General features: G+C 67.4%; 21 protein-coding genes and 1 tRNA gene. 9 read left to right on the top strand and 13 right to left on the bottom strand.

From position 1 onward, the window contains the following. Positions 1 to 15: 15 nt before the first annotated feature. From NDI76_RS14015 to NDI76_RS13995, 5 genes are all read right to left on the bottom strand, one after another. Positions 16 to 546: a DUF4112 domain-containing protein gene (locus tag NDI76_RS14015; RefSeq protein WP_425498368.1), complete on the bottom strand. Its 531-nt coding sequence runs from the start codon at positions 544 to 546 to the stop codon at positions 16 to 18. A gap of 75 nt (positions 547 to 621) precedes the next feature. Next, positions 622 to 942, bottom strand: a complete 321-nt coding sequence (locus NDI76_RS14010) for a hypothetical protein (RefSeq protein ID WP_310924706.1) — start codon at positions 940 to 942, stop codon at positions 622 to 624. Positions 943 to 1435: 493 nt separating this feature from the next. After that, complete coding sequence (locus tag NDI76_RS14005; protein WP_310924705.1) at positions 1436 to 2392, bottom strand: HpcH/HpaI aldolase/citrate lyase family protein; 957 nt, start codon at positions 2390 to 2392, stop codon at positions 1436 to 1438. Positions 2393 to 2394: 2 nt separating this feature from the next. Continuing rightward, positions 2395 to 3438: an isocitrate lyase gene (gene aceA, locus NDI76_RS14000; protein ID WP_310924704.1), complete on the bottom strand. Its 1044-nt coding sequence runs from the start codon at positions 3436 to 3438 to the stop codon at positions 2395 to 2397. Then, positions 3435 to 3680, bottom strand: coding sequence for a hypothetical protein (locus NDI76_RS13995; protein ID WP_310924703.1), 246 nt, complete (start codon positions 3678 to 3680; stop codon positions 3435 to 3437). The genes aceA and NDI76_RS13995 overlap by 4 nt, the downstream gene beginning before the upstream one ends. A 358-nt stretch (positions 3681 to 4038) precedes the next feature. Here NDI76_RS13995 and NDI76_RS13990 point away from each other — a divergent pair, with 358 nt between their 5' ends. The 4 genes from NDI76_RS13990 to NDI76_RS13975 all read left to right on the top strand — a co-directional run bounded on the left by NDI76_RS13990 (position 4039) and on the right by NDI76_RS13975 (position 8224). Next, the gene (locus NDI76_RS13990) at positions 4039 to 4992 is read left to right on the top strand and encodes an ABC transporter ATP-binding protein (protein WP_310924702.1); all 954 of its coding nucleotides are present in this window, start codon (positions 4039 to 4041) and stop codon (positions 4990 to 4992) included. Continuing rightward, on the top strand, positions 4989 to 5756 hold the full coding sequence (locus NDI76_RS13985; protein WP_310924701.1) for an ABC transporter permease: 768 nt from the start codon (positions 4989 to 4991) through the stop codon (positions 5754 to 5756). Before NDI76_RS13990 ends, NDI76_RS13985 begins: the two co-directional genes overlap by 4 nt. 164 nt (positions 5757 to 5920) lie before the next feature. Then, positions 5921 to 6718: an SDR family NAD(P)-dependent oxidoreductase gene (locus NDI76_RS13980; RefSeq protein WP_310924700.1), complete on the top strand. Its 798-nt coding sequence runs from the start codon at positions 5921 to 5923 to the stop codon at positions 6716 to 6718. A gap of 144 nt (positions 6719 to 6862) precedes the next feature. Beyond that, positions 6863 to 8224, top strand: coding sequence for a hypothetical protein (locus NDI76_RS13975; RefSeq protein ID WP_310924699.1), 1362 nt, complete (start codon positions 6863 to 6865; stop codon positions 8222 to 8224). A 36-nt stretch (positions 8225 to 8260) separates the two neighbouring features. Here NDI76_RS13975 and NDI76_RS13970 read toward each other — a convergent pair whose 3' ends face one another. Further along, complete coding sequence (locus tag NDI76_RS13970) at positions 8261 to 8845, bottom strand: hypothetical protein (RefSeq protein ID WP_310924698.1); 585 nt, start codon at positions 8843 to 8845, stop codon at positions 8261 to 8263. Between the two features lie 111 nt (positions 8846 to 8956). On the opposite strand from NDI76_RS13970, the gene NDI76_RS13965 reads away from it, so the two are divergent. Then, positions 8957 to 9457, top strand: coding sequence for a DUF7974 family protein (locus tag NDI76_RS13965; RefSeq protein ID WP_310924697.1), 501 nt, complete (start codon positions 8957 to 8959; stop codon positions 9455 to 9457). Between the two features lie 58 nt (positions 9458 to 9515). Here the strand turns inward: NDI76_RS13965 and NDI76_RS13960 are convergent, their stop codons facing one another. From NDI76_RS13960 to NDI76_RS13940, 5 genes are all read right to left on the bottom strand, one after another. Beyond that, positions 9516 to 10808 (bottom strand): ABC transporter ATP-binding protein, encoded by a 1293-nt coding sequence (locus tag NDI76_RS13960; RefSeq protein ID WP_310924696.1) that lies wholly within the window; start codon positions 10806 to 10808, stop codon positions 9516 to 9518. Further along, positions 10805 to 11920, bottom strand: a complete 1116-nt coding sequence (locus NDI76_RS13955) for an ABC transporter ATP-binding protein (RefSeq protein WP_310924695.1) — start codon at positions 11918 to 11920, stop codon at positions 10805 to 10807. Before NDI76_RS13955 ends, NDI76_RS13960 begins: the two co-directional genes overlap by 4 nt. Then, a complete protein-coding gene (locus tag NDI76_RS13950) occupies positions 11920 to 12942 on the bottom strand; it encodes an ABC transporter permease (protein ID WP_310924694.1) in 1023 nt (340 codons plus the stop codon). The genes NDI76_RS13955 and NDI76_RS13950 overlap by 1 nt, the downstream gene beginning before the upstream one ends. A 3-nt stretch (positions 12943 to 12945) precedes the next feature. Next, a complete protein-coding gene (locus tag NDI76_RS13945; protein WP_310924693.1) occupies positions 12946 to 13944 on the bottom strand; it encodes an ABC transporter permease in 999 nt (332 codons plus the stop codon). Between the two features lie 100 nt (positions 13945 to 14044). Further along, the gene (locus NDI76_RS13940; RefSeq protein ID WP_310924692.1) at positions 14045 to 15739 is read right to left on the bottom strand and encodes an ABC transporter substrate-binding protein; all 1695 of its coding nucleotides are present in this window, start codon (positions 15737 to 15739) and stop codon (positions 14045 to 14047) included. A 374-nt stretch (positions 15740 to 16113) separates the two neighbouring features. Here NDI76_RS13940 and trmY point away from each other — a divergent pair, with 374 nt between their 5' ends. Together trmY and NDI76_RS13930 are read left to right on the top strand one after the other, a co-directional pair. Then, a complete protein-coding gene (gene trmY / locus NDI76_RS13935) occupies positions 16114 to 16710 on the top strand; it encodes a tRNA (pseudouridine(54)-N(1))-methyltransferase TrmY (protein ID WP_310924691.1) in 597 nt (198 codons plus the stop codon). Positions 16711 to 16763: 53 nt separating this feature from the next. Then, positions 16764 to 16836, top strand: a tRNA-Pro gene (locus NDI76_RS13930). Between the two features lie 163 nt (positions 16837 to 16999). Here the strand turns inward: NDI76_RS13930 and NDI76_RS13925 are convergent. Beyond that, positions 17000 to 18199 carry a glycoside hydrolase 5 family protein gene (locus NDI76_RS13925; protein ID WP_310924690.1) on the bottom strand — a complete coding sequence of 400 codons (1200 nt, stop codon included), beginning with the start codon at positions 18197 to 18199 and terminating at the stop codon, positions 17000 to 17002. 221 nt (positions 18200 to 18420) lie between these two features. On the opposite strand from NDI76_RS13925, the gene NDI76_RS13920 reads away from it, so the two are divergent. Beyond that, on the top strand, positions 18421 to 19215 hold the full coding sequence (locus NDI76_RS13920) for a ferritin-like domain-containing protein (protein ID WP_310924689.1): 795 nt from the start codon (positions 18421 to 18423) through the stop codon (positions 19213 to 19215). 184 nt (positions 19216 to 19399) lie between these two features. Further along, positions 19400 to 20122: a profilin-fold protein gene (locus NDI76_RS13915; RefSeq protein ID WP_310924688.1), complete on the top strand. Its 723-nt coding sequence runs from the start codon at positions 19400 to 19402 to the stop codon at positions 20120 to 20122. Positions 20123 to 20126: 4 nt separating this feature from the next. Here the strand turns inward: NDI76_RS13915 and NDI76_RS13910 are convergent, their stop codons facing one another. Further along, positions 20127 to 21113 (bottom strand): metal-dependent hydrolase, encoded by a 987-nt coding sequence (locus tag NDI76_RS13910; RefSeq protein ID WP_310924687.1) that lies wholly within the window; start codon positions 21111 to 21113, stop codon positions 20127 to 20129. Positions 21114 to 21255: the final 142 nt, after the last annotated feature.

Raw genomic sequence — 21255 nt, 5'->3', positions numbered from 1 at the left:
TTCTGTCTTCCCCTTTCAGACGAGTTGCGACAGGAGCCACCACGAGGCGAGGGCGACGCCGGCGCCGAGGACGACGACGAGGCAGAACAGGAGGACGCCGGCGACGGCGAGCACCCGCCCGTCGCGTTCGGCGCCCGAGGGGTCGGCGCGCCGCGCCTCGAACAGGCGGACGTTTCGCTGATTCGCCTTCCACGCGGCGTCGAAGACATCGCCGACGAGGGGAATCGACCCGACGACGGCGTCGACAGCGAGGTTGCCGACCATCCGCGCCACCGTCTCCCGCGGCGCGCCGAGGGCCGCGGCCTCCGCGACGATATAGGCTGAGACGGCCGCGGCGGGCAAGTCGCCCGCGACGGGGAGCAGTCCCAGAATCGGGTCCAGCCCGATTCGCAGGTTCGTCCCCGGAATCTCTATCGCGCTGTCCATGTAGTAGCTCACCCGCCGGAGACGCGCGAGGGCCTCGGCTTCGGGGTCGGCGGCGTCCGTCACCGGTCCGTGGACGACGAACGGGGCGGCGTCGGCGTTGGAGGGGTCTGCGGAACTCACGACTCTACGTGGCGACGGACGGACTTGAGCGTTCGCCGCGGCGCGCGTGGGGGAGGGCCGAAGCGGGGGCGGAACCTACGCCACCTCCACCTCCCGCACCTCCTTGACGCCGAAGCCCGATTCGAGGGCGGTGGCGACGCTCGCCTCGTCGGGCGGACCGCTGACACGCAGGGTGACGTCGACCTGCACGCGCACGTCGTTCAGTGCGGGTCGTAACCCGCTCACGTCGGCGCGGTCCACGCCGACGACGCAGTCGACGGCGGCGAGGCGGGCGCGGACGCCCTCTTCTAAGTTCCCGTCCGCGTTCCGCGTGACGAGAACCGTCAACGACGTGCGGACGACGCGTTCTTTTTCGTTCGCTTGCTGTGCCTCCGGACCGGCATGACTGATTGCCATAAACTCCCGGCGCGAGTCGAACGCGCCTCCCGCCGCGTCCGTCGGGACGAGGCGTCGAGTGCCGACACGGGAGCGGTCCGGTCGCGTCGCGTCAGGGCGGAGTCGCGGACGCGACGGTGGGCACTCGGAGCGTGGTCGGCCGCGCGAGAAAGGTGCGAGGCCGGCGTCGTCTCGGTCGAGCGTGAGTCACACGGAGACGAAGCCGGGTTCCCGGACCCCGCCCGCGCGGCGCGACGTTACGCGCCGAGCGCGGACCGGACGCAGAGGGGGGAATTCTCGGAACCGTCGCCGGAGAACTCCGCGTCGATTCCGATGCTCCACTTACCCTCGTCGCCGACCACGGCGGCCGCACGCGCGGCTACCGTCGGAGTCGGACGACGAGTGGCGGTGTGACGGAGCATCGGTTCCTCTGCCCGCGGGTCGCGGGACTCGATTCGGCAGACGGGGTAGTTCTACTTAATATTTTTTCAGGTGTGATACGAGCTACCTCGTCTCAGAGCACCCCGGCGGCCTCCGCGCGGGCGACGAGTCGACGCGCCATCTTGTTCGTCGCCTCGTCGACCATCTCCCCGTCGACGGAAACGGCGCCCTTCCCCTGCGCCGTCGCCTCGGCGTAGGCCTCGACGATGCGCCGGGCCCGTTCGGCCTCCTCGCGGTCGGGGGCGAACGTCTCGTTCGCGATTTCGATCTGACTCGGGTGGACGGCCCACTTGCCGTCACAGCCGAGGAGGCTCGCGTTTCGGCACGACTCGCGGAACCCCTCGGGGTCCTCGATTTCGGCGTACGGCCCGTCGATAACCTGCAACCCCTCGGCCTTCGCGGCGTGGGCGATGCGGGCCAGTTGGTAGTGCCAGTAGTGGCCGGGGTAGTCGCCGCCGGACCCGATGGTCAGACCCGCCGCGCCGACGCTGGCGGTGTAGTCGCCCGGTCCGAACACGAGCGACTCCATTCGGTCCGAGGCGCGGGCTATCTCCGCGACGTTCGTCATGCCCGACGCGGACTCGATCTGACACTGGAGGCCTATCTCCCCCTCGGGTAGGCCCTCGTTGGCCTCCACCTGCGTGAGGAGGTTGTCGACCGTCTGCACCGTCGAGGCGTCGTGGCACATCGGCACCATGATGGTGTCGACGGACTCGCCCGCGGCGCCGACCACCTGGATGACGTCGTCGTACCACCACTCGGTGTCGACGCCGTTCATCCGGAAGCACGCCCGCGTCTCCGTCCACTCACCGTCCCGTAGGCCTTCGATGACCGTCTCGCGGGCGTCCACCTTCTCGCCGGGCGCGACGGCGTCTTCGAGGTCCAAGAACGCCTCGTCGGCACCCGATTGGGGGGCTTTCTGCACCATCGTCTCGTCGCTGCCGGGCGTCGCCAGTTGGCTCCGCCGCATCGTCGGCTGGACCGCTTCCGTTTCCGTCCGGTCGACCGTCTGGGATGATTGCTCGCTCATCGTCAGTCGTCGCTCTCTATGGGGTCGCTCTGTTCCTCCGAGAAGCCCTCGGAGCTCTCGATTCGCTCGCGCGCCTCGCGGTCGAACTCCATCTCCGTCTCCTGGTAGTCGGAGACGAACGCGAGTTCGTGGTGCGATTCGGTCGGGTGACCGATGTAGCGCTCTTCGAGGTCCATCTGTCCGACCTCGTCGTTCTCCGCGAGGTTGCTGAAGTCCTCGTAGACGCTGTGGGCGCCCGAGTGCAGGCCGAACAGCGTGATGAAGATGTACTCGTATCCGAGGTCGCCGAGTTCCTCGAACGTGAGCGGGTCCTCCTCCTCGGACCACGCGAACGACGAGGAGTAGTTGAACGCCAACTTCAGGTCGGGATGCGTCTCGTGGATGGTCTCGGCGTACTCGACGGCGTCCTCGCGCGAGGGGTCGGGCATCTCCGGCCAGACCATGTCGACGCCGGCGTCGGCGTAGATGCGTCCGCGCTCTAAGTGCTCCTCCCAGTCGCCGTTCGAGGAGCCGTAGGCGTCCGTCCGGGCGATGATGAACGTGTCCTCGGACTGCTTGGCGTCAACGGCCGCCTCGAAGCGCGCGCGGGCCTTGTCGCGCGAGACGATCTCCTTGCCGGCGATGTGGCCGCAGCGCTTCGGCGTCGTCTGGTCCTCGATGTGAATCGCGGCGACGCCCGCCTTCTCGTACTCGCGGACGGCGCGGCGGACGTTGTGGACGCCGCCGTAGCCGGTGTCGCAGTCGGCGACGACGGGCAGGTCCGTCGCCTCGACGATGCGCTTCGCGTTCTCGACCATCTCGGTCATCGTCACCATCTCCAGGTCCGGGAACCCGAACTGGCCGAGAACCGTCGAGTAGCCGCTCATGTACGCCGCGTCGAGGCCGGCGAGTTCGGCCAGTCGGGCGTCGAGGGCGTGGTAGATGCCCGGCGCGAAGACGAAGTTCTGCTCGTCGAGCATCCGGCGGAACTCCCGGGCGGACTCGTTGTCGACGTCGCGGGTGAACACGTCGGCGCCCGTCGTGCGCTCGTAGGGGTCGGAACTCATCGTCGCTCCTCCGTCTCCATCCGCGTCTCCAGTCGCTCCAGTTGGTCGCGCAGGGCGGCGATATCGCGGCGCAGACCGCCGATGTCGTCCTCGTCGGTTCTCCCGGACGTTTCCGTCCCCGTCGGCGTCGACGTCGTCGGTTCCGTCGGTTCCGTCGATTCCGTCCGGCCGGTCGGGTCGGCGATGAAGGGGACCAGCGGGGCGTCCATGTTCTCCTCGTTGTTCGGGTAGTCTCGGGTCATCGTTCGGGTCGTGCGTCGGGTCGTGGGTGTCGTCATCTATCTCGTATCGGTGGGTCGGGGCTGTTCGTCGAGCGGTTCTGCTGACGGAACGCGGGGCGGTGGGCGCGTACTGCGCCGGGTACTGCCATCCTGTGTCACCTCGTCTGCTCCGTCTTCAGTCTCCTAAATAAACATAATGATTGATAGTGTTAATATTCTTTAGTGTAAATTAGCACCTAATACAGATGAGTATGTGTCTAATACTCTTTCTAGGATTCTATCGATAGTCGCGTCGCCGTTCGTCGTCCGTGCCAGCGTCTCTCACCCGGTTCCGCGGTCGGTGCGCTTAATCCGCGCAGTCGCCGACCTTCGGTATCCGATGTCTTCTGCGATCACGATACGCGACTTACGGAAGTCCTACGGCGACGTGCAGGCACTCGACGGCGTCGACCTCGACGTCCCCGAGGGGTCGTTCTTCGGCCTCCTCGGCCCGAACGGCGCGGGAAAGACGACGTTCATCAACGTCCTCGTCGGCCTTGTTCGAAAGTCGGGCGGCCGCGCGGAGGTGTTCGGCTACGACGTGGAGGACGACTACCGCGAGGCCAGAGACAGCATCGGCCTCGCGCCCCAGGAGTTCAACGTCGACCGCTTCTTCCCCATCCGCGAGGTGCTTCAGCACAAGGCGGGCTACCACGGCGTCTCGGAGGAAGAGGCCGCCGAACGCGCCGACGAGGTGCTCAAGCGCGTCGGCATCTACGACAAGCGCGACACCCGGTTCGACTGGCTCTCCGGCGGGATGAAACGCCGGTTCGTCCTCGCGCGCGCCCTCATCACGGACCCGGACCTCCTCATCCTCGACGAACCCACCGCCGGCGTCGACGTGCAACTCCGCCGCGAACTGTGGGAGACCATCACCGAACTGAACGACTCGGGGACGACCATCCTCCTGACGACCCACTACATCGAGGAGGCCGAACGCCTTTGCGACGAGGTGGCCATCCTCGACTCCGGCCGGGTGGTTGAGGTGGCGAGTCCCGAGGACCTGATGAACCGCGGCACCGACGACGTGGTCGTCACCCTGCGGAACGCGCCCACCGCAGTCCCCGACTTCGCCGCCGAGAACGACCGGGTCGAAGCGGTCGAACTCGACGGGGCGCGCCTCGTCGTCACCGCCCACGAGGGCGGCCTCGTCGCCCCCGAACTCGTCCGCCGCCTCGATAGCGCGGGCCACGAGATAGTCGACCTCGAAATCTCGCGCACCTCGCTCGAAGAGGTGTTCGTCGAGATGACGAGAACCGACGAGGACCGCGCGACGGCGGAGGCGAAGCAATGAACGTCGAACGAACGGGCTTCTACGCCCTCCTCAAGCGCGAGGTCCTCCGATTTATCCGCCGCCCGCGCAACACGTTCGTCCCGCCCTTTATCACGAACGTACTGTACTTCTCGGTGTTCGGCGTCATCCTCGGCGAACGCATCAACGAGATAGCGGGCGTCCCGTACATCCTCTTCATCCTCCCCGGTCTCATCGTCCTCGGCGCGGTGTCGAACGCCTTCGAGAACGCCTCCTTCTCCATCTTCCACGGCCGGTGGAACCGTTACATCGAGGAGGTGCTCACCTCCCCCCTGTCGTACCGGTCGATGGTCGGCGCGTTCGTCCTCTCGTCTGCGGCCCGCGGCGTCGTCGTCGGCGCCCTCGTCGCCGTCATCGGCGCCTTTTTCACCACCGTTGGCGTCGAAAACCCCTTCTACCTCGTCGCGTTCATGCTCGTCATCACCCTGCTGTTCGCCGGGTTCGGCGTCGTCGGCGGCCTGTGGGCCGACGACTTCGACGACCTGACGATGATGAACCAGTTCATCCTGCGACCGCTGGTGTTCTTCGGCGGCGTGTTCTACTCGCTGGGAGAACTGCCGGCGACGGTCCAGCAGGTGTCGCTGCTGAATCCGATGATATACATGGTCAACGGCGTCCGCTACGGCTTCCTCGGCGTCAGCGAGGTGGACCCGAACGCCTCCCTGGCCGTCCTCGTCGCCCTCACCGCCGGCGTGACGGCGCTGAACGTCGCCCTCTTCAAGCGCGGTTACGGGCTGACCGACTGAACCGGATTCGCCGCTCCCACGTTCCCGCCGTTCCCGCTAACCCCGTCGCCCCGCGAGTCGACTCGCGCGGGCACGGGACGCGAACCGAACCCGAACTTGAACCCGGACGCGAACGCGCCTTCCGCGGCGACAACCCTCTTTCCGCTCACGCCCGAAGCGCGCACGTGGACCTCGCTCTCGACGACCGAGTCGCCGTCGTCACCGGCGGCAGCAAGGGTATCGGGAAGGCTATCGCAGAGACCCTCGCCGCGGAAGGCGCGGACGTCTGTATCTGCGCCCGCGGCGAGGAGGAACTGGCGGACGCGGCGGCCGAGATGGACGGCGACGTCCTCACGGTGCAGGTGGACGTGACCGACCCCGACGACGTGGAGAAACTGGTCGAGGAGACGGTCGCGGAGTTCGGCGGCGTCGACGTCCTCGTGAACAACGCCGGCACGACCGGCAGTTTCGAGACGCTCGATTCGGTCCCCGAGGAGGAGTGGCGGACGGTCATCGACACGAACCTCTTCGGGACGATGCGGGTCACGAAGGCGGCGCTCCCCTACCTGAAAGAGGGCGACGGCGGCAGCGTCGTCAACGTCGCCTCGGACGCCGGACTGATGCCGCACGACAAGATGCCGCAGTACAACGCCTCGAAGGCCGCGATAATCAACCTGACACAGAACCTCTCGAAGGCGTATCTGGGGGAGGGCATCCGCGTGAACGCCGTCGCGCCGCCGACGACGCGGACGCCCCTCGTGCAGGCGATGTTCGAGGAGATAGCCGACGAACGGGACATTTCCGTCGAGGAGGCCGAACGGGCGTTCTTGGAGGAGGAAAAGCCCGCTCTCCAGTTCGACCGAGTGGCCGAACCCGAGGAGGTTGCGCCCGTCGTCGCCTTTCTCGTCTCCGACCTCGCCTCGTACGTCTCCGGGTCGACCTACCGCGTGGACGGCGGCGGCGTCCCGACCATCGACGTCTGAATCGCGTCACGACGCGCGCGGGTTCCGCGTTGCCCCTCGCCGGGCGAACCTCGGAGCGCCGACCACTGTCGACCGACCGATATTTTGCGCCGGAAACGACGCTCCGGGAAACAGTCAAGTCCGCTCCGCCTACACTAGGGGGCGATGACGAAGATGGGACGGCGGCGGTTCCTCGCGTCCGTCGGCGCGGGGGCGGTCGGTCTCGCCGCGGCGCCCGGCGTCGCGGCCGCCGACCCCCGGGAGGGGTTCGACCCCTCCGTCCACGGGTTCGGGTTCCGAAACTGGCGGGGGAGCGAACGGGCCTACCCCGGCCACGACCACCGCAGACTGGCCGACGAGGAGGTCCGAGAGTGCGTCCGCCTCGACTGGCAGGGGCCGTTCGCCGACCTGTTCGGCACGCCCGTCGCCCGCCTGCCGGACGCCCTCGTCGGCCTCGTCGCCTCGCAGATTCGCGTCGCCGCCGCGCAGTTGTCTTCGACGGATGGCCACTGCTACGGCATGACGTTCGCCGCGCAGGAGTTCTTCGAGGACCCGAACGCGCTCCCCGATTCGGTCGAGCACGCCGCCGAACTCCGGACGCCGGAGGTGCCCCGCGGGGAGGGCGGCACCGTCGGTACCCGCATCGACGAGTACCAGTCGACGCAGTTGCTCGACGTGCACTCGTGGTTGGGTCGGCGTCGGATGCTCCGCCCGCAGAAGATAGACCACGCCGCCGAACTCGCGGCGCTGACCGCGACGGTGGACGCCTTCGGGACGGCGGGCGTGACGCTCGTCGACACCGCCACGCGCCTGTCCCACCAAGTGCTCGTCTACGATTACGCCGAACGGGGGGACGCGACGCTGCTCGACGTCTACAACCCGAACGTCCCGGCGAAGTCCTACCGCCCGCGGTACCGCCGACGGCTGAAGGTGGTTCCGAACGCGGACAGACCGCTCGCGAACCACGCCGAGTTCGACAGCCTCGTGTTCAACCGTTGGGACCGGGCCATCCGCGCCGACGCCGACGTGACCGCCCCTCGACGGACCGACGACGGGGACTTCTCGCACCTGCTCGAACGCGCCGTCCGCTTCACCGTCTCCTCGCCGAACGTCGGCCTCTCCGTCGTCGCTCCCGACGGGACGGCCGTGGGGCGCAACCGCGCCGAGATGATGGACCGGAGTCGGGGGGACGTGTACGGCACGCGCTACCGCTACGACGCGCCCGCCGGCGACTACCGCGTCTCCGTCGTCGGCAAGCGGGCGGCGACGTACGAGTTGACCGCCGAGGCCGCCGGACTCGACGGGTCGCTCCTGGACGACGCCGTGACCGCCCACATCGCTCCCGGCGAGGTGCGCGAGTACGTCGCCTCCGTCCCCGAGAGTGCCGAGGAGGAGGGGGCGCTTCGCGAACGCGCGACGCTCTCGCCGTCGCGCGTCCGTCGAGCCGTCGACGTACCCAACCTTCTCGCCGGCGCCGCCGGCGGCGCGGCCCTCTCGGCGTACGCGCTCCGCCGACGCCGCGAGTGAACGGAACGGCTCGGAGGCGGGGCTGTTTCCCGCCGCTCAGCCGAGTTCGACCGTCGTCTCGGCCGTCGGCGACGTCAGGCCGCTCACGTTGTCGACGACGCGCGCCGCCAGCGCGTACTCCCCGGCGTCGAGGTCCGAGACGGCCAGTTCGAGCGGACTCTCCGCGAGCGTCTGGTCCCGGTCGAGGGTGATGCGGACCCGCGTCTCCGCCTCGCGGACGACGTCGTCGCCGCGCCGCAGTTCGACCCGCACGGTCGCGTCGGCGCGACCCGTCCCGCCGGCGGCCGGGTGAACCGGGTAGTCGTAGCTCACCGCCGCGGTGAGCGTCTCGCCCGCCACGCGGTCGGTCTGTTCCGTCACCACGTCCCCGGCGCGCGACCACGATTCGACGGCCCGGACGAGGTTCACCTCCGGCCCCGCTATTCGGTCCCGGAGCGCGTCGAGTTCGGCGCGCAGCGACGCCATCTCTTCCTCCCGCGCCCGCAGTTTCGCCTCCAACTCGGCGATGCGGACGCGGCGGTCGGTCACGGCGTCCCGTTCGACGACGGTGTATCCGAGACACCCGCTCGTCGCCCCGAGACCGCAGAGGCCGGCGAACGCGAGGAGTTCGCGTCGGTCCATGCGGACGGTCGGGGGCGGGAGGGCATAACCCCTCGCGCCGGACGGCCGGACGACCGGACGACCGGACGACCGACGGAGGTAAACGCCGCGCGCGACAACCCAGGGCGACGGATGCCGACCGACGGACGCGACGGAAGACGCGGGGACCGCTACGGATTCGACGAGACGAAGAGCCCGGTCGCCGCCGCCCTCGGAAAGTTCGTCCCGCAGGCCATCGTCAGACGGGGGCTCTCCGTCACCGTCCGGACCGACCGCGAGACGTACGCCGTCGGCGACCCGGTGGAACTCACCGTCGTCATCGAGAACCGCCTCCCCCTCCCCGTGAGCGTGACGACGCCCACGCGCCGCCTGTGGGGGTGGACCGTCGACGGCGAGTTGGAGGCCAGCGACGAACGCGTCTACGTCTCGGAGTCGCCCTCGAAACTCACGTTCCGCGGCGGCGAGCGGAAGGTGGTCACGCGGACGTGGAACGGCCTGTTCAAGCGCGTCGGCGGCGACGGCGCGGCGACCCGGTGGGTCGAACCCGACCCCGGCGTCCACGAGGTGGGCGCCCACCTCGCCCTCGCGGGGAACCGCCCCGCCGACGCGACGACGATTCGAATCGAGCGCTGACGCCGCCGCTCGCGCGTTCGGGGCTCGAAACGGATATCCGGAGAGAACGAGAGACGGGTCAGTCGGCGTCGACGCTGCCCCGCACGTCGTCGTTGTGGAGGTGGCAGGCGGCGAAGTGGACGCCGTCGCCGTGGACCGGTTCGACCTCGTAGGAGGGAATCTCCTGCGCGCAGATGCTCTCTTCGGCGAACGCCCCCGTGAGTCGCTCCTCGGCGGCGTCCCAGTCGTCGTTCAGCACCTCGTCGATGCTCTGCTCCACGAGCGACCCGGCCTCGCCTTCGGGCGTTCCGTCCGGGAAGAACTCGTTGCGGAGCGACGCCTCGCCGTCGGCCTCGAACGTGCGGCGCTGGGTCTCGCGCATGAACGCCCGCACGCGTTCCCACTCCGTCGCCGAGAAGTCGTACTCCTCGGGAGCGATGAGTCGCGGACAGCGCGTTCGGAACCGACAGCCCGAGGGCGGGTCGATGGGCGAGGGGACGTCGCCTTCGAGCACGCCCCGTTGACCGCTCGCCCGCGGGTCGGGCACCGGAATCGACTGCAAGAGCGCCTCCGTGTAGGGGTGTTGCGGGCGCTCGAACAGTTCCTCGGTCTCCGCCAGTTCGACCAACTGTCCGAGGTACATCACGGCCACGCGGTCGGAGATGTGGCGGATGACGCTCAGGTCGTGGCTGATGAACAGGTAGGTCAGCCCGAACTCATCCTGTAGGTCCCGCATCGTGTTCAGCACCTGCGCCTGGATGGAGGCGTCGAGCGCCGAAGTGGGTTCGTCGCAGACGATGAAGTCGGGGTTGACCGCCAGCGCGCGGGCGAGGTTGACCCGCTGTCGCTGCCCGCCGGAGAACTGGTGGGGGTAGCGGTTGTAGTGCTGGGGGTCGAGGCCGACCTTCTCCAACAGCATCCGCGCCCGTTGCTCGCGTTCGCCCCCGTACAGTCCGTGCGCCTTCATCGGTTCCTCGACGATGGGGCCGACTTTCATCCGCGGGTCCAAGGAGGACTGGGGGTCCTGGAAGATCATCTGGATGTTCTCGCGCATCGAGCGGAGTTCCTCGCCGCTCATCTCCGCGAGGTTGTCTCCCTTGAACCACACCGCGCCGTCGGTCGGTTCGAGCAGGCGAAGCACCGTCCGCGCGAGCGTCGACTTCCCGCACCCGGACTCGCCGACGAGTCCCAGCGTCTCGCCCTTCGCGATGTCGAAGGAGACGTCGTCGACCGCTTTCACCTCCTCGTCGTTGAACAGGCTGGCGATGAGGCCGCTGCCCTGACTGAAGTACTTGGTGAGTCCCTCCACGCGGAGGAGCGTCTCGCCGAAGTCGATATCGTCGTCGCTTCCGGTGACCATTCCCTGACTCATTGGCTCTCACCCCGAGCCTCGACGAGGCCGCTGCCGAACGCGCCGGTCGCCTCCGTTTCGAGAGGTTCGGCGTCGTCGTAGCCGACGTTCTCGTACTTCACGCAGGAGACCATGTGTCTCGCCTCGTCCGGGTCGCTGACGTCCTGATAGGCGGGATGGACCTCCTTGCAGACGGTCCGCGCGTCCGGACAGCGAGTGTGGAACCGACACCCCGACGGCGGGTTGATAGCCTCGGGCATCACGCCCTTGATGGGGTTCAGTTCGTCGACCGACTGGTCGGGTCGCGGGATGGAGTTCAACAGCGCCTCGGTGTACGGGTGCCGCGTCTTGTGGAACAGGTCGTCCACGTCCGCCTGCTCGATTATCTCGCCGAGGTACATCACGTTCACGCGGTCGCATATCTCCGCGACGACGCCGAGGTCGTGCGTGACCCAGACGAAGGAGGTGTCGTACTTCTGCCGGAGGTCCTCGACGAGGTCCAGAATCTGTCCCTCGACGGTCACGTCCAGCGCCGTCGTCGGTTCGTCGGCGATGATGAGGTCGGGTTCGCACGCCAGCGCCATCGCGATGATGACGCGCTGGCGCATCCCGCCGGAGAACTGGTGCGGATAGCTCTCGTAGCGCTTCTCGGGTTCGGGGATGCCGACCTCCCGGAGCATGTCGACGGCGATTCGCTTGGCCTCCTTCCCGCTCATGCCGCGGTTTATCTCGATGAACTCGCGAAGCTGCGCGCCGACCTTGAACACGGGGTTCAGCGCCTCCATCGGGTCTTGGAAGATGATGGCGATTTCCTTGCCGCGGATCTGCTTGCGCATCTGCTCGTTCGACAGCATCTCCGAGGAGCGTCGGAGTTCGCCGTCCGGTCCCTCCTCGAAGTCGACGAGTTTCTTACCTTTGTACGTCACCGTGCCGCCGACGATTTCGCCGGGGTCCTCCACGAGCCGCATGATCGAACTCGTCGCCACGGACTTGCCCGCGCCGGACTCGCCCACGAGGCCGACGAGTTCGCCTTCGTTCACCTCGAAGGAGATGCCGTCCACCGCGCGGACGGTCCCTTCCTCGGTGAAGAACTGCGTCTTCAGATTTTCGACTTTGAGTATTGGTTCGCTCATCAGTTGTTTATCCGCGGGTCGAGTGCGTCGCGCAGGCCGTCGCCGATGAGGTTGAAGCCGACGACGGTGATCAGGATAGCGATGCCCGGCCAGATGCTGAACCACGCGTTCGGCAGCATGTACTGTCGGGAGTTCGAGAGCATCTGTCCCCACGAGGGCGTCGGCGGCTGCGCGCCGTAGCCGAGGAACGACAGCCCGGCGATGATGAGGATGTTGACCCCGATCTGCAGCGTCGCCTGCACGAGCACGGGCGCGAAGCTGTTCGGGACGACGTGCCGCAGGATGATGTCGCGGTCGCGGACGCCGGCCGCGCGCGCGGCCTCGATGAAGTCTTCCTCGCGCACCGAGAGCACGCGCGAGCGGATGAGGCGGGCGAACGTCGGGATGGTGGCGATACCGACGCCGATCATCGCGTACGACAGTTTCTGCCCGAACGCGGTCATGAACGCGATGACGAGGATGAGAAACGGGATGGCGTACAGCGTCTCGGAGCCGCGCATGAGGGCGTCGTCGATCCAGCCGCCGTAGTATCCGGCGACGGCGCCGACGAGCGTTCCGAGCACCAGCGCGATGCCCGTCGAGACGATGCCGACGGTGATGGCGATGCGCGTGCCGTAGAACAGGCGGACGAGGATGTCGCGCCCGCGGTGGTCGGTGCCGAGCGGGTGCGCCCACGTGCCGGGTTCGTTCGGGTAGAGCTGGTTCGTCAGGTAGACGGGCGGACGGAGTATCTGCGCGCTGTTCGGGTCGTTCGCCGGGTTGACCCAGAACGTCTCCGCCAGCACGTACTGGTGGACGCCCATGTTGGCGAAGGCGTCGAAGTCGCCGAGGAAGTCGAAGAGGACGCCGTCAACGAATCCGATGAACGCGACGCCGCACATGAAGACGATGATTCCGAGCCCGACGAGCGCCGTCGGGTCGCGCTTGACCTGCGAGAGGGTGTAGCGCAATCCGACTCGGGCCTCGGGCTGTTCGGGGCCGCTTTCGTCCGCGTCGAGAGAGGTTCCTGTCTGTGTCGCCATGAGTTACTCGCTCCCGTCGAAGGAGACTCGGGGGTCGACGTAGGCGTACGAGAGGTCCGTGATGATGACGCCGATGACGAACACGAGACCGAACACGAGCGTCGTCCCCATGATGAGTTGGTAGTCCTGATTCTGTACGGCCGTGATGATGAGCCGGCCCATCCCGTTGATGGAGAAGACCGTCTCCGTCAGCACCGCCCCGCCGAGCGCGCTCGTCAGTTGGAGGCCGACGAGCGTGATGAGCGGCAGTTGCGCGTTCCGGAAGGCGTGCTTGCGGACGATTTTGCTCTCGCTGACGCCGTAGGCGCGCGCGAGCTTCACGTACTCCTCGCCGAGCACTTCGAGCATCGAGGAGCGCTCGATGCGGGTGAACGCCGCCATCTGGAGCGTCCCGAGCGTGATCATCGGCATGACGAGATGCTGGAGCGATTTGATTATCACGTCGAGTTGGTTGCTCGCGCCGTCCACGTTCGCGGGTCCGGTCCACGGGAGGATGATGTTCGTCGACGGCAGCCACCCCAGCCAGAACGAGAAGATGATGATGAGCATCAGCCCGATCCAGAAAGAGGGCGTGCTGACGCCGAACAGCGCTACGACTCGAGAGACGTGGTCCGTCGGCTGGTTGCGGCGCTTCGCCGAGATGATACCGAGCGGAACGGCGGTCACGAGCGCGAACGTGAAGCTGGCGAGCAGGAGGTACAGCGTCACCGGCAGGCGCTCCATGATTTTCTGCGTGACCGGCACCTGGTAGTAGATACTCGTTCCGAGGTCGAGTCGGATGACGTCGAACAGGTAGCTGAAGTACCGGACGTAGAGCGGTCGGTCCAGCCCGTACTTCGCGCGGATGGCGGCGGCCTGCTGTGCGCTCGGCGAGGGGCCGAGCATGATCTGTACGGGGTCGCCCGGAATCGCGTCGGTGAGGAAGAACGTGATGGTGATCACGCCGACTATCACCGGCACCGCTTGGAGCAGTCGGCTGATGGTGTAACGGAGGCGTCCCATCGTCAGTTTCTTCCCCGCGTTCCGGTCACGTATGTCTCTAAACGTCGGGTTGTGGTTGGTGCGTACATAAATGTGGCATCGCGGCCTCCGTCGTGTCGTTCTACTGCTCGCTGACGGAGACGTTGTTGTAGTCGGTCGCTAGCGTGAAGCTGCTCACGGGGTGTGCGTGCCAGTCGTTCACGTAGTTCTTCACGCCGAAGCTGTTCTTGAGGTTGTACGCCGGCAGGTGCGCGCGGTCGTTGAGGAGCGTCGTCGTCGCCTCCACGTAGAGCTGCTTGCGCGCCTCCTGTTCCGGCGTGCGGCGGGCTTCGAGGAACTTCTCGGCGACCCGCTTTCCGCTCTCGCTGTTGTTGCCGTAGTACGTCCCGTTCGTCACGCCGAGCGTGTCGTCGGTCCGACCGAACAGGTAGTACGCGAACGCGTCGGGGTCGGGGGTGCCGGACCAGCCGAGCGTGTAGATGTTGTAGTCGGCCTCCTTCCCGGAGACGTACTTGTTGAGGAACGCGCCCCAGTCGAGACGCTGCACGGTCGCGTCCCATCCGGCCTCCTTGATGCCGTTCGAGATGGTGATGCCGATCTGTTCGCGCTTGTCGTCCGGCGGAACGATGACCTTGAACGAGTAGTCGTCCGGCACGCCGGCCTCGTCGAACAGCGTCTTCGTCTGGTCGACGTTCTTCGAGTGCGGAATCTGCTTCCACTCCTCGATGGGGAAGCCCCAGTCCTCCGCGATGGAGAGGGGGTACGGGCTGTACTGGCGCACGCCCGTCGGTTCGACGTAGTTGGAGACGGCCGAATCCATGTCGAAGGCGTAGTCAATGCCCTCGCGGACCTTGGGGTCAGCCGTCGGCCCCTCCTTGCAGTTGAACGCCGCGTAGAAGTAGCCGATTCCGGGCACCTCGCTGATGCTGGCGTCGGAGATGCTCTTGACCGTCGCGTACTGCTTCGGCGGAATCTCTTCGACCACGTCGTTCTCGCCGTTCTTGAGGGTCGTGACGCGGGTGGTCGCCTCCTCGACGGGGACGAACTCTATCTCGGAGAGATTCGGCTTCGGGTCGCCCCAGTAGTCCTCGTTGGCGGACAGGCGGGCGAAGTTACCCTCCTGCCACTCCTCGAAGACGAACGGACCCGACCCGGTGAGCGCGCTGCCCGTGTTGAACGCCTGCTTGTCCTCCTCGCGGACGGACTGCGGGACGACGTACCAGGTGAGCGTGTTCTTGAACGGCGCGTAGGGGTACTGCAGGTCGAACTGCACCGTCTTCTCGTCCACCGCGGTGATGGAGTCGATCATGTTCACCTCCGAGGCGTTCTCGGTCTCCTCTTCGACCGGCGCCTCGAAGGAGTACTTCACGTCGCTGGCAGTGACGGGGTTGCCGTTCGAGAACGTCGCCCCGTCCTGAATCGTCACGGTGTAGCGCTGTCCCGAGTTCTCGACGGTCGGTTCTCCGTCGGCGAGGAGCGGCACGACGCCCGTGCTCTCGTCGTACGTGTAGAGCCCTTCGACGACCCGGTCGACGACCTGCGAGGACGGCACGTCGTTGAGGACGATGGGGTCGAACTCGATGGGGCTCTTGACCAGCGCCATCCGGAGGCTGCCGCCGGAACCGGAGCTTCCGCCGTCCGTGCTCTCGCCCTCCGTGGCGCTCCCGCCGCCGGTGCCCGTTCCGCTCTGGCCCTCCGTCTCGTTCCCGGAGCCGCCGGCGCAGCCGGCGAGACCCGCGATACCCACGCCACCGAGTCCCTGCAGAACGCGGCGACGGTTCAGTTTGCTGTGATAGGTTTTGTGTTTGTCTGACATAGGTTAGTACACCTTGTGCCGAGGGATATCCAGAATCACCAACTGGCCGAATAAATACCTAACGAATGTCCTCCGGTACAGGCAAATCTTGTCCTAACCCGGGTGAAACGGCCGGGAGCAGCTTTTTTCTTGTAAAACATTGGTGGTTAAATGTATGTCGGTGAACTGATGCCCGGTTCGTTGTTTTACCACGATTCGTCGCCTTAAGTCAGATACGTGACTCGCTTGTATCTTCTCTGAGTAGATAGATGCGCGTTCGTCCGATTCAAACCCGCCTGATAGTTCGTTATGCTTAGTCCGACTGTCATCACCCTCGGTAAACCCGCCGGTCGGCGAGAGGATAGAGCCTTAGGCGTCCGGCGGGAGGACCGCACATGCGACAGTTCGTCATCATCGGTCACGATGCGCCGACGACCGCCGAGTTCTCGTTGGACGATTTGGCCGGGGCGGCGGGGCGCCTCGACGTCCTGTGTCGGTGCGTCAACTCCGCGTTCTTCCTCTCGCACGCGATTCGAGACTCGGTCCGCGTCCACCTGGTCCTCGGAGACGAGTACACGGTCCGGTTCGAGGGGGCGGAACTCCGACGCCTCAACCCCGACGAACGGAGTACCGCGGCGCTGATACGCGGCGCGTTGGAGGTCCGAGAGGAGGCCATCGGACACATGCCCGCGGACGCCAGTCCCGGCGTGACCCTCCGCCGGATGGGGTTCGAGTCGACGCTCGACGCCGTCGCCGACGAGGGCACCGTCGTCGAACTCCACGAGGCGGGCGACCCGGTGGTCGACGTGGAACCCCCCGAGAATCCGGTGTTCGTCCTCTCGGACCACCGTGACTTCACCGACGAGGAGGCCGCCCTCCTCGCCGACGCCGCCGACGAACGGGTCCGCCTCGGGCCGGAAGTGCTGCACGCCGACCACGCCGTCACCGTCGTCCACAACTACCTCGATACCGAGGGATTCGCGACGTACTGACGACACCGCGAATCACAACTGTTAAACGCGCCGCAGGACTCAGTTCGAGGTGCGGGCCGGTGGGGTAGCTTGGTATCCTTCGGCCTTCGGGTGGCCGTAACCGCAGTTCGAATCTGCGCCGGCCCATTTTCACCCCACTTCGCAACGACGAGCGATAGTGAGGAGTCCGTAGTGGGTGTGAAACGTACCCAAGCAGATTCGAATCAGGGAGCGAGCGAAGCGAGCGACCGTGGTTCGAATCTGCGCCGTCGCCGCGAACGGCGTGAGCGACGCGAAGCGTTTCGCGTTACTAACCGTCGTCGTCGTTATCGCTCCGACGGAGTTCCTTCGCCCACTCGGGCCACGTCTGACGGCTGTTCCAGTCGCCGTCCTCCCCCGCGATGGCCCGCGCGTCGTCCGCGGAGTACACCCAGCCGTCCTCGTAGAACAGTCCGTTGAGGCGTCCCTTCGCCCGCTGGACGGCACCGTACGCCGGCTTGAGCATCAGTTGCCAGAAGAAGTCGCCGGCGATGTCGCCGCCGCGCACCGTCGTCGCCAGCGAGGAGTAGTTGGGGACGAGCACGTCCGGCGGTTCCTCGCGGGTGCGCTGCCACTCGGTCAGCCACACCGGCGTTTCCGTCTCCCGCGAGAACCGGGCGGCCTCCGTCAGCGCCGACTCCATGTGCGCCGCCGTCGGCGGGAGGTTGTAGTGGAACTGGAACACGTCGAGCGGCGGGTCGTCGTACAGGAGGTTGTTCGACAGACCGATACACCCCATCGTGAGCGGCGCGTCCGGGTCGGCGCCGCGGGCCGCCTGCAGCATCGCCCGACAGAACCGGACCCGGTCGTCCCACTCCCCGGGTTCGTTCATCACCTCGACGGCGAGGAATCCCTCGTGGCCGCCGTACCGCTCGACGAACCACCGGACGAACTGGTGCGGGCCGGCCCACTCGCTTTCGTTCCTGATGACCTCGTGGGACGGCGACCGAATCGCGCCGTTGCGCAGAACGTCCCGGTCGTAGAGGTTCTCCGCCGTGGGTTCCTCGCCGATGCTCTCGAACAGCACCGGCAACACCCCGACGCCGCGTTCGGCGGCCGCCCCGAAGAAGTGGTCGAGTTTCTGCCGGGACTCGGCGGGGTTGTCGCGCCAGTACTCGTAGCTGACGAGCGTTCGGAGGGCGTTCACGTTGACCGACCGCGCGTACGACAGGTCGCGGGCCGCTTCCTCCGGGTCGTACAGTTCCCACGCCTGGTACTGGTTGAACGTCCGGGAGGGGAAGTACACCGCGCCGCGGACGTCGATGAGGGACGACGACTCGGGTTCCGGTGTCGCCGTCGGGGTGGCGGTGTCGGGGACGGGCGTCTCCGCGTTCGTCGTCGAGGGTTCCGAGTCGGAGTCGGGCCGACCGCATCCGCTCAGGCCGGCGAGCGCCGACGCCGTCCCCGCGCCGACCCGCCGGAGGAACCGCCGTCTCGGTCCGGACGCGTCGGACCGCGAATCACCACCCATACCTGTCCGTCGATTCGAGGCGGACGCCTATGAATTGGGCGGACCGACCGCCCCCGCGAATGAGCCGACGCCGCTCCCGCCGCGTCACCCTCTTCGGTGAGAGATACACTCCCTATTTTATTTCACTAATGGTGACTAAGTACGAATTTGGGTGGGAGTTCGGAAAACCCTCATTTAACCGACAGACGCAGTTGTAGGTGCGCTTCGGCGCGTGATTACTGATGACGAACGAAGATAACACGGAAGACGGAACGAACGGGTCGCCGTTCGGCGCGGGCGTAGAGTCGGTTCAAGAAGCGGTCACCTCGCGGCGCGGGTTCCTCGCGGGTTCGACTGCGGCGGGACTCGGTGCGTTGGCGTTCGGGACGTCGGGTGTGGCGGCCGACAACCATCAGGGCAACGGGAACGGGAACGGCAAGGGGTCGGGCGAAGGCTCCGAGAACTCCGAGGGCGCGACCGAGATAGCCGGCTCCGGCATCTGGGACGTCGACGTGCTGAACTACGCGCTCACCCTCGAACATCTCGAAGACGCGTTCTACCAGCACAACCTGAAGTCGCTCGGCGGGTTCTACAGCTACGAGACGATCACCGGCTCCGGGATGATCTCCCACCTCCCCTCCGCCGCCCAGGAGGCCGTCTACGAGCACCTCACCACCATCGGCGAGCACGAGGCCGCCCACGTGGAGACGCTCGAACAGGTCATCACGGACCTCGGCGGCACGCCCGTCGAGAAGGCCGAGTACGAGTTCGGCACGATGGTCACGGACGACCCCACGGCGTTCCTCGAGACGGGAATGGCGCTCGAGAACACGGGCGTCGCCGCCTACGCGGGCGCCGCGCCGTACATCGGCAGCGACGACCTCCTGTCGGCCGCGCTCGGCATCCACAGCGTCGAGGCCCGTCACGCCGCGTTCCTCAACGCGCTGAACGGCGCGACCCCGTTCCCGAACGTCGTCGACGAGGCCAAGGGCCGGGCGGAAGTGCTGGAGGTGGCCACCCAGTTCATCGTCGACTGAGACTCTCTCCCCACGAACATCTCGATTCCGCTTCTTTTCGGTCCCCGCTTTTCGCCGCCGACGCCCTCTCACCCCGCTGATGCTCGTACCGGCCCCCTCGCCCTGCCCCGTTTCGGCGCCCGCCGCCCCGCCGACCCCGCGCGTTCAGAGGCGTTATCCCCGTCGCTCCCCTTCCGCGACACGAATGACAGAGGGGATAGACTTCGACGTCGCGGACGCCGCCGCCGTCGCCGAGCGACGCGACGAGGTGGTCGCCGCCGTCGAGTCCCACGCCGGCCGCATCGCGCGCGAACTCGCTCTCCTCCAGGGCGGCGACTACGGCCAGCGGTCGTTCAAGACCGACCGGGGAACGTGGACGCTGAAGTACGAGGGTGGTGCGCTCCAGTACCTCCGGTTCGAGGGACGAGGCGGGTCCGCCACGTACGTCGTCTCGACGAAGCGCCCGCCGGACCCGGAGGAACTGGCGACGGCGATGGCCGACTACGAGGCGTTCGTCGAGTCGTACAACGACCACGTCGCCTCGCTCTCGGGCGTCCTCGACGACGTCTCCACCGACTTCCCGGACCCCCGCGGGACGGACGCCGTCGTCTCGGAACGCGACCGGGTCGTCGGCCGGATTCGGGAGGTGTGCGACGAGATTGCCGTCCAGTTGCACCGCTACGACGGCACCGACTACGGCACCTTCGCGACCACCGTCTCCGGCACCCGCTGGGAACTGAAGCGCGACGTCGACCGGGCGTCGTACCTCCGGGTCGGCGGCGAGGGCGGCATCTACCTCCTCTCGCAGTACGAACCGCCCGCCGCGCCGGACGTGCGCCGCCTCGTCGGCGACTTCGCCGGGTTCGTCGAGTCGTACAACGACCACGTCGACGGGTTGGAATCCGACCTCGACGGCGTCTCCCTCTGAGGTTTCACGCCAGCAGGTACACCAGCAGGTACGCCCCTCCGGCCACCGTCAGCGTCGCGAGTCCGGTCGCGAGGCCGCGCACCGCGCGGTCGGCCCGCGTTCCGGTCCCCCACCCGGCGGCCGTCGCGCCGACGACGACGGCGAGGGGGACGACGGTGAACCCGAGGACGTGCGCGTCAACCATCGTCGGTTGGGGGAGCAGGAACGCCGCGGGCGCGTAGCCGACGCCGACGACGGCCCGGCCCGCGAACGCCTCGCGCAGGCGGCGGCCGGTCAGGCGGAGGCAGACGAGAAAGCCCGCCCACACCGCCGCCACCTCGACGAAGAGGACGCCGAGGAGGTTCAGCGTCTGGTCGGCCGCGAACGCCACCCGACCGGTCGGCGGTGCGGCGGCGAACGGCGAGAACAGCGGCGGCGGCGCGGCCATGAACACGTCGCCGAAGGGGTGCGAGAGGAAGCCGACGCCGGCGGCGACGACGAGGACGCCCACCGGTGCGTCGGTCCGTCGGGCGACGGCGAGGCCGGCGACGCAGACGGTGCCGAGGTAGACGGCGGCGACGACGGCCGACGCGTCGCCCGCGACGCGGCCCATCGCCGGGACGACGGCCCCGGCGGCGAGGAGAGCGACGACGGCGAGAGCGCCGGCCGCGGTCACTGAAACGGCGCGGACGTCCGCCCGGGCGTCGCGGACGCGTCCGACCGCGGCGGCGGCCGCGAACCAACACGTCGCGGCGACGCCGACGGGGAGGGGGTGCGTGACGACGCGGTGGACGCCGTTGGCGACGACCCAGAACGCCTCCCAGGAGAGGGGCGCGCCGCGGCCGACGGCGAGGAGGTACGTCGCGAACCCGTAGGCGATGTCGAGGTCCGGAAGGAGCGCGCAGAGGGCGGCGACGAACCCTGCGGTGAGGGCGGTACGCGCGTCTCCACCGGCCAGACGGACGCCGACGCCGGCGAGGGCGAACGCGAAGAACTCGTGTCCGACGAACATCTACACCGTCGCCCGCGGCGTCGACGCGGACCGTTCGTGAGCGTGAGCGCGGGCGAGTCGATACATATCGGTTATCGTGAGTAAACTGACGAACGGAGCATAATCTTTTCTCCTCGGCGGCAGCCGCGCCCCCGGAATCTAC

This window comes from Halogeometricum sp. S1BR25-6 (assembly GCF_031624495.1).
GTDB lineage: Archaea > Halobacteriota > Halobacteria > Halobacteriales > Haloferacaceae > Halogeometricum > Halogeometricum salsisoli.
Note: the sequence above shows the minus strand (reverse complement) of the source record. Positions and strands in the feature narration are given on the sequence as shown.

Coding starts and splice junctions, on each gene's coding strand:
- NDI76_RS13940 (WP_310924692.1), bottom strand. CDS start 15,739: ATGTCAGACAAACACAAAACCTATCACAGCAAACTGAACCGTCGCCGC.
- NDI76_RS13975 (WP_310924699.1), top strand. CDS start 6,863: ATGACGAAGATGGGACGGCGGCGGTTCCTCGCGTCCGTCGGCGCGGGG.
- NDI76_RS14005 (WP_310924705.1), bottom strand. CDS start 2,392: ATGAGCGAGCAATCATCCCAGACGGTCGACCGGACGGAAACGGAAGCG.
- aceA (WP_310924704.1), bottom strand. CDS start 3,438: ATGAGTTCCGACCCCTACGAGCGCACGACGGGCGCCGACGTGTTCACC.
- NDI76_RS13945 (WP_310924693.1), bottom strand. CDS start 13,944: ATGGGACGCCTCCGTTACACCATCAGCCGACTGCTCCAAGCGGTGCCG.
- NDI76_RS13990 (WP_310924702.1), top strand. CDS start 4,039: ATGTCTTCTGCGATCACGATACGCGACTTACGGAAGTCCTACGGCGAC.
- NDI76_RS13985 (WP_310924701.1), top strand. CDS start 4,989: ATGAACGTCGAACGAACGGGCTTCTACGCCCTCCTCAAGCGCGAGGTC.
- NDI76_RS13970 (WP_310924698.1), bottom strand. CDS start 8,845: ATGGACCGACGCGAACTCCTCGCGTTCGCCGGCCTCTGCGGTCTCGGG.
- trmY (WP_310924691.1), top strand. CDS start 16,114: ATGCGACAGTTCGTCATCATCGGTCACGATGCGCCGACGACCGCCGAG.
- NDI76_RS13950 (WP_310924694.1), bottom strand. CDS start 12,942: ATGGCGACACAGACAGGAACCTCTCTCGACGCGGACGAAAGCGGCCCC.
- NDI76_RS13915 (WP_310924688.1), top strand. CDS start 19,400: ATGACAGAGGGGATAGACTTCGACGTCGCGGACGCCGCCGCCGTCGCC.
- NDI76_RS13910 (WP_310924687.1), bottom strand. CDS start 21,113: ATGTTCGTCGGACACGAGTTCTTCGCGTTCGCCCTCGCCGGCGTCGGC.
- NDI76_RS14010 (WP_310924706.1), bottom strand. CDS start 942: ATGGCAATCAGTCATGCCGGTCCGGAGGCACAGCAAGCGAACGAAAAA.
- NDI76_RS13955 (WP_310924695.1), bottom strand. CDS start 11,920: ATGAGCGAACCAATACTCAAAGTCGAAAATCTGAAGACGCAGTTCTTC.
- NDI76_RS13920 (WP_310924689.1), top strand. CDS start 18,421: ATGACGAACGAAGATAACACGGAAGACGGAACGAACGGGTCGCCGTTC.
- NDI76_RS13925 (WP_310924690.1), bottom strand. CDS start 18,199: ATGGGTGGTGATTCGCGGTCCGACGCGTCCGGACCGAGACGGCGGTTC.
- NDI76_RS13995 (WP_310924703.1), bottom strand. CDS start 3,680: ATGACCCGAGACTACCCGAACAACGAGGAGAACATGGACGCCCCGCTG.
- NDI76_RS13960 (WP_310924696.1), bottom strand. CDS start 10,808: ATGAGTCAGGGAATGGTCACCGGAAGCGACGACGATATCGACTTCGGC.
- NDI76_RS13965 (WP_310924697.1), top strand. CDS start 8,957: ATGCCGACCGACGGACGCGACGGAAGACGCGGGGACCGCTACGGATTC.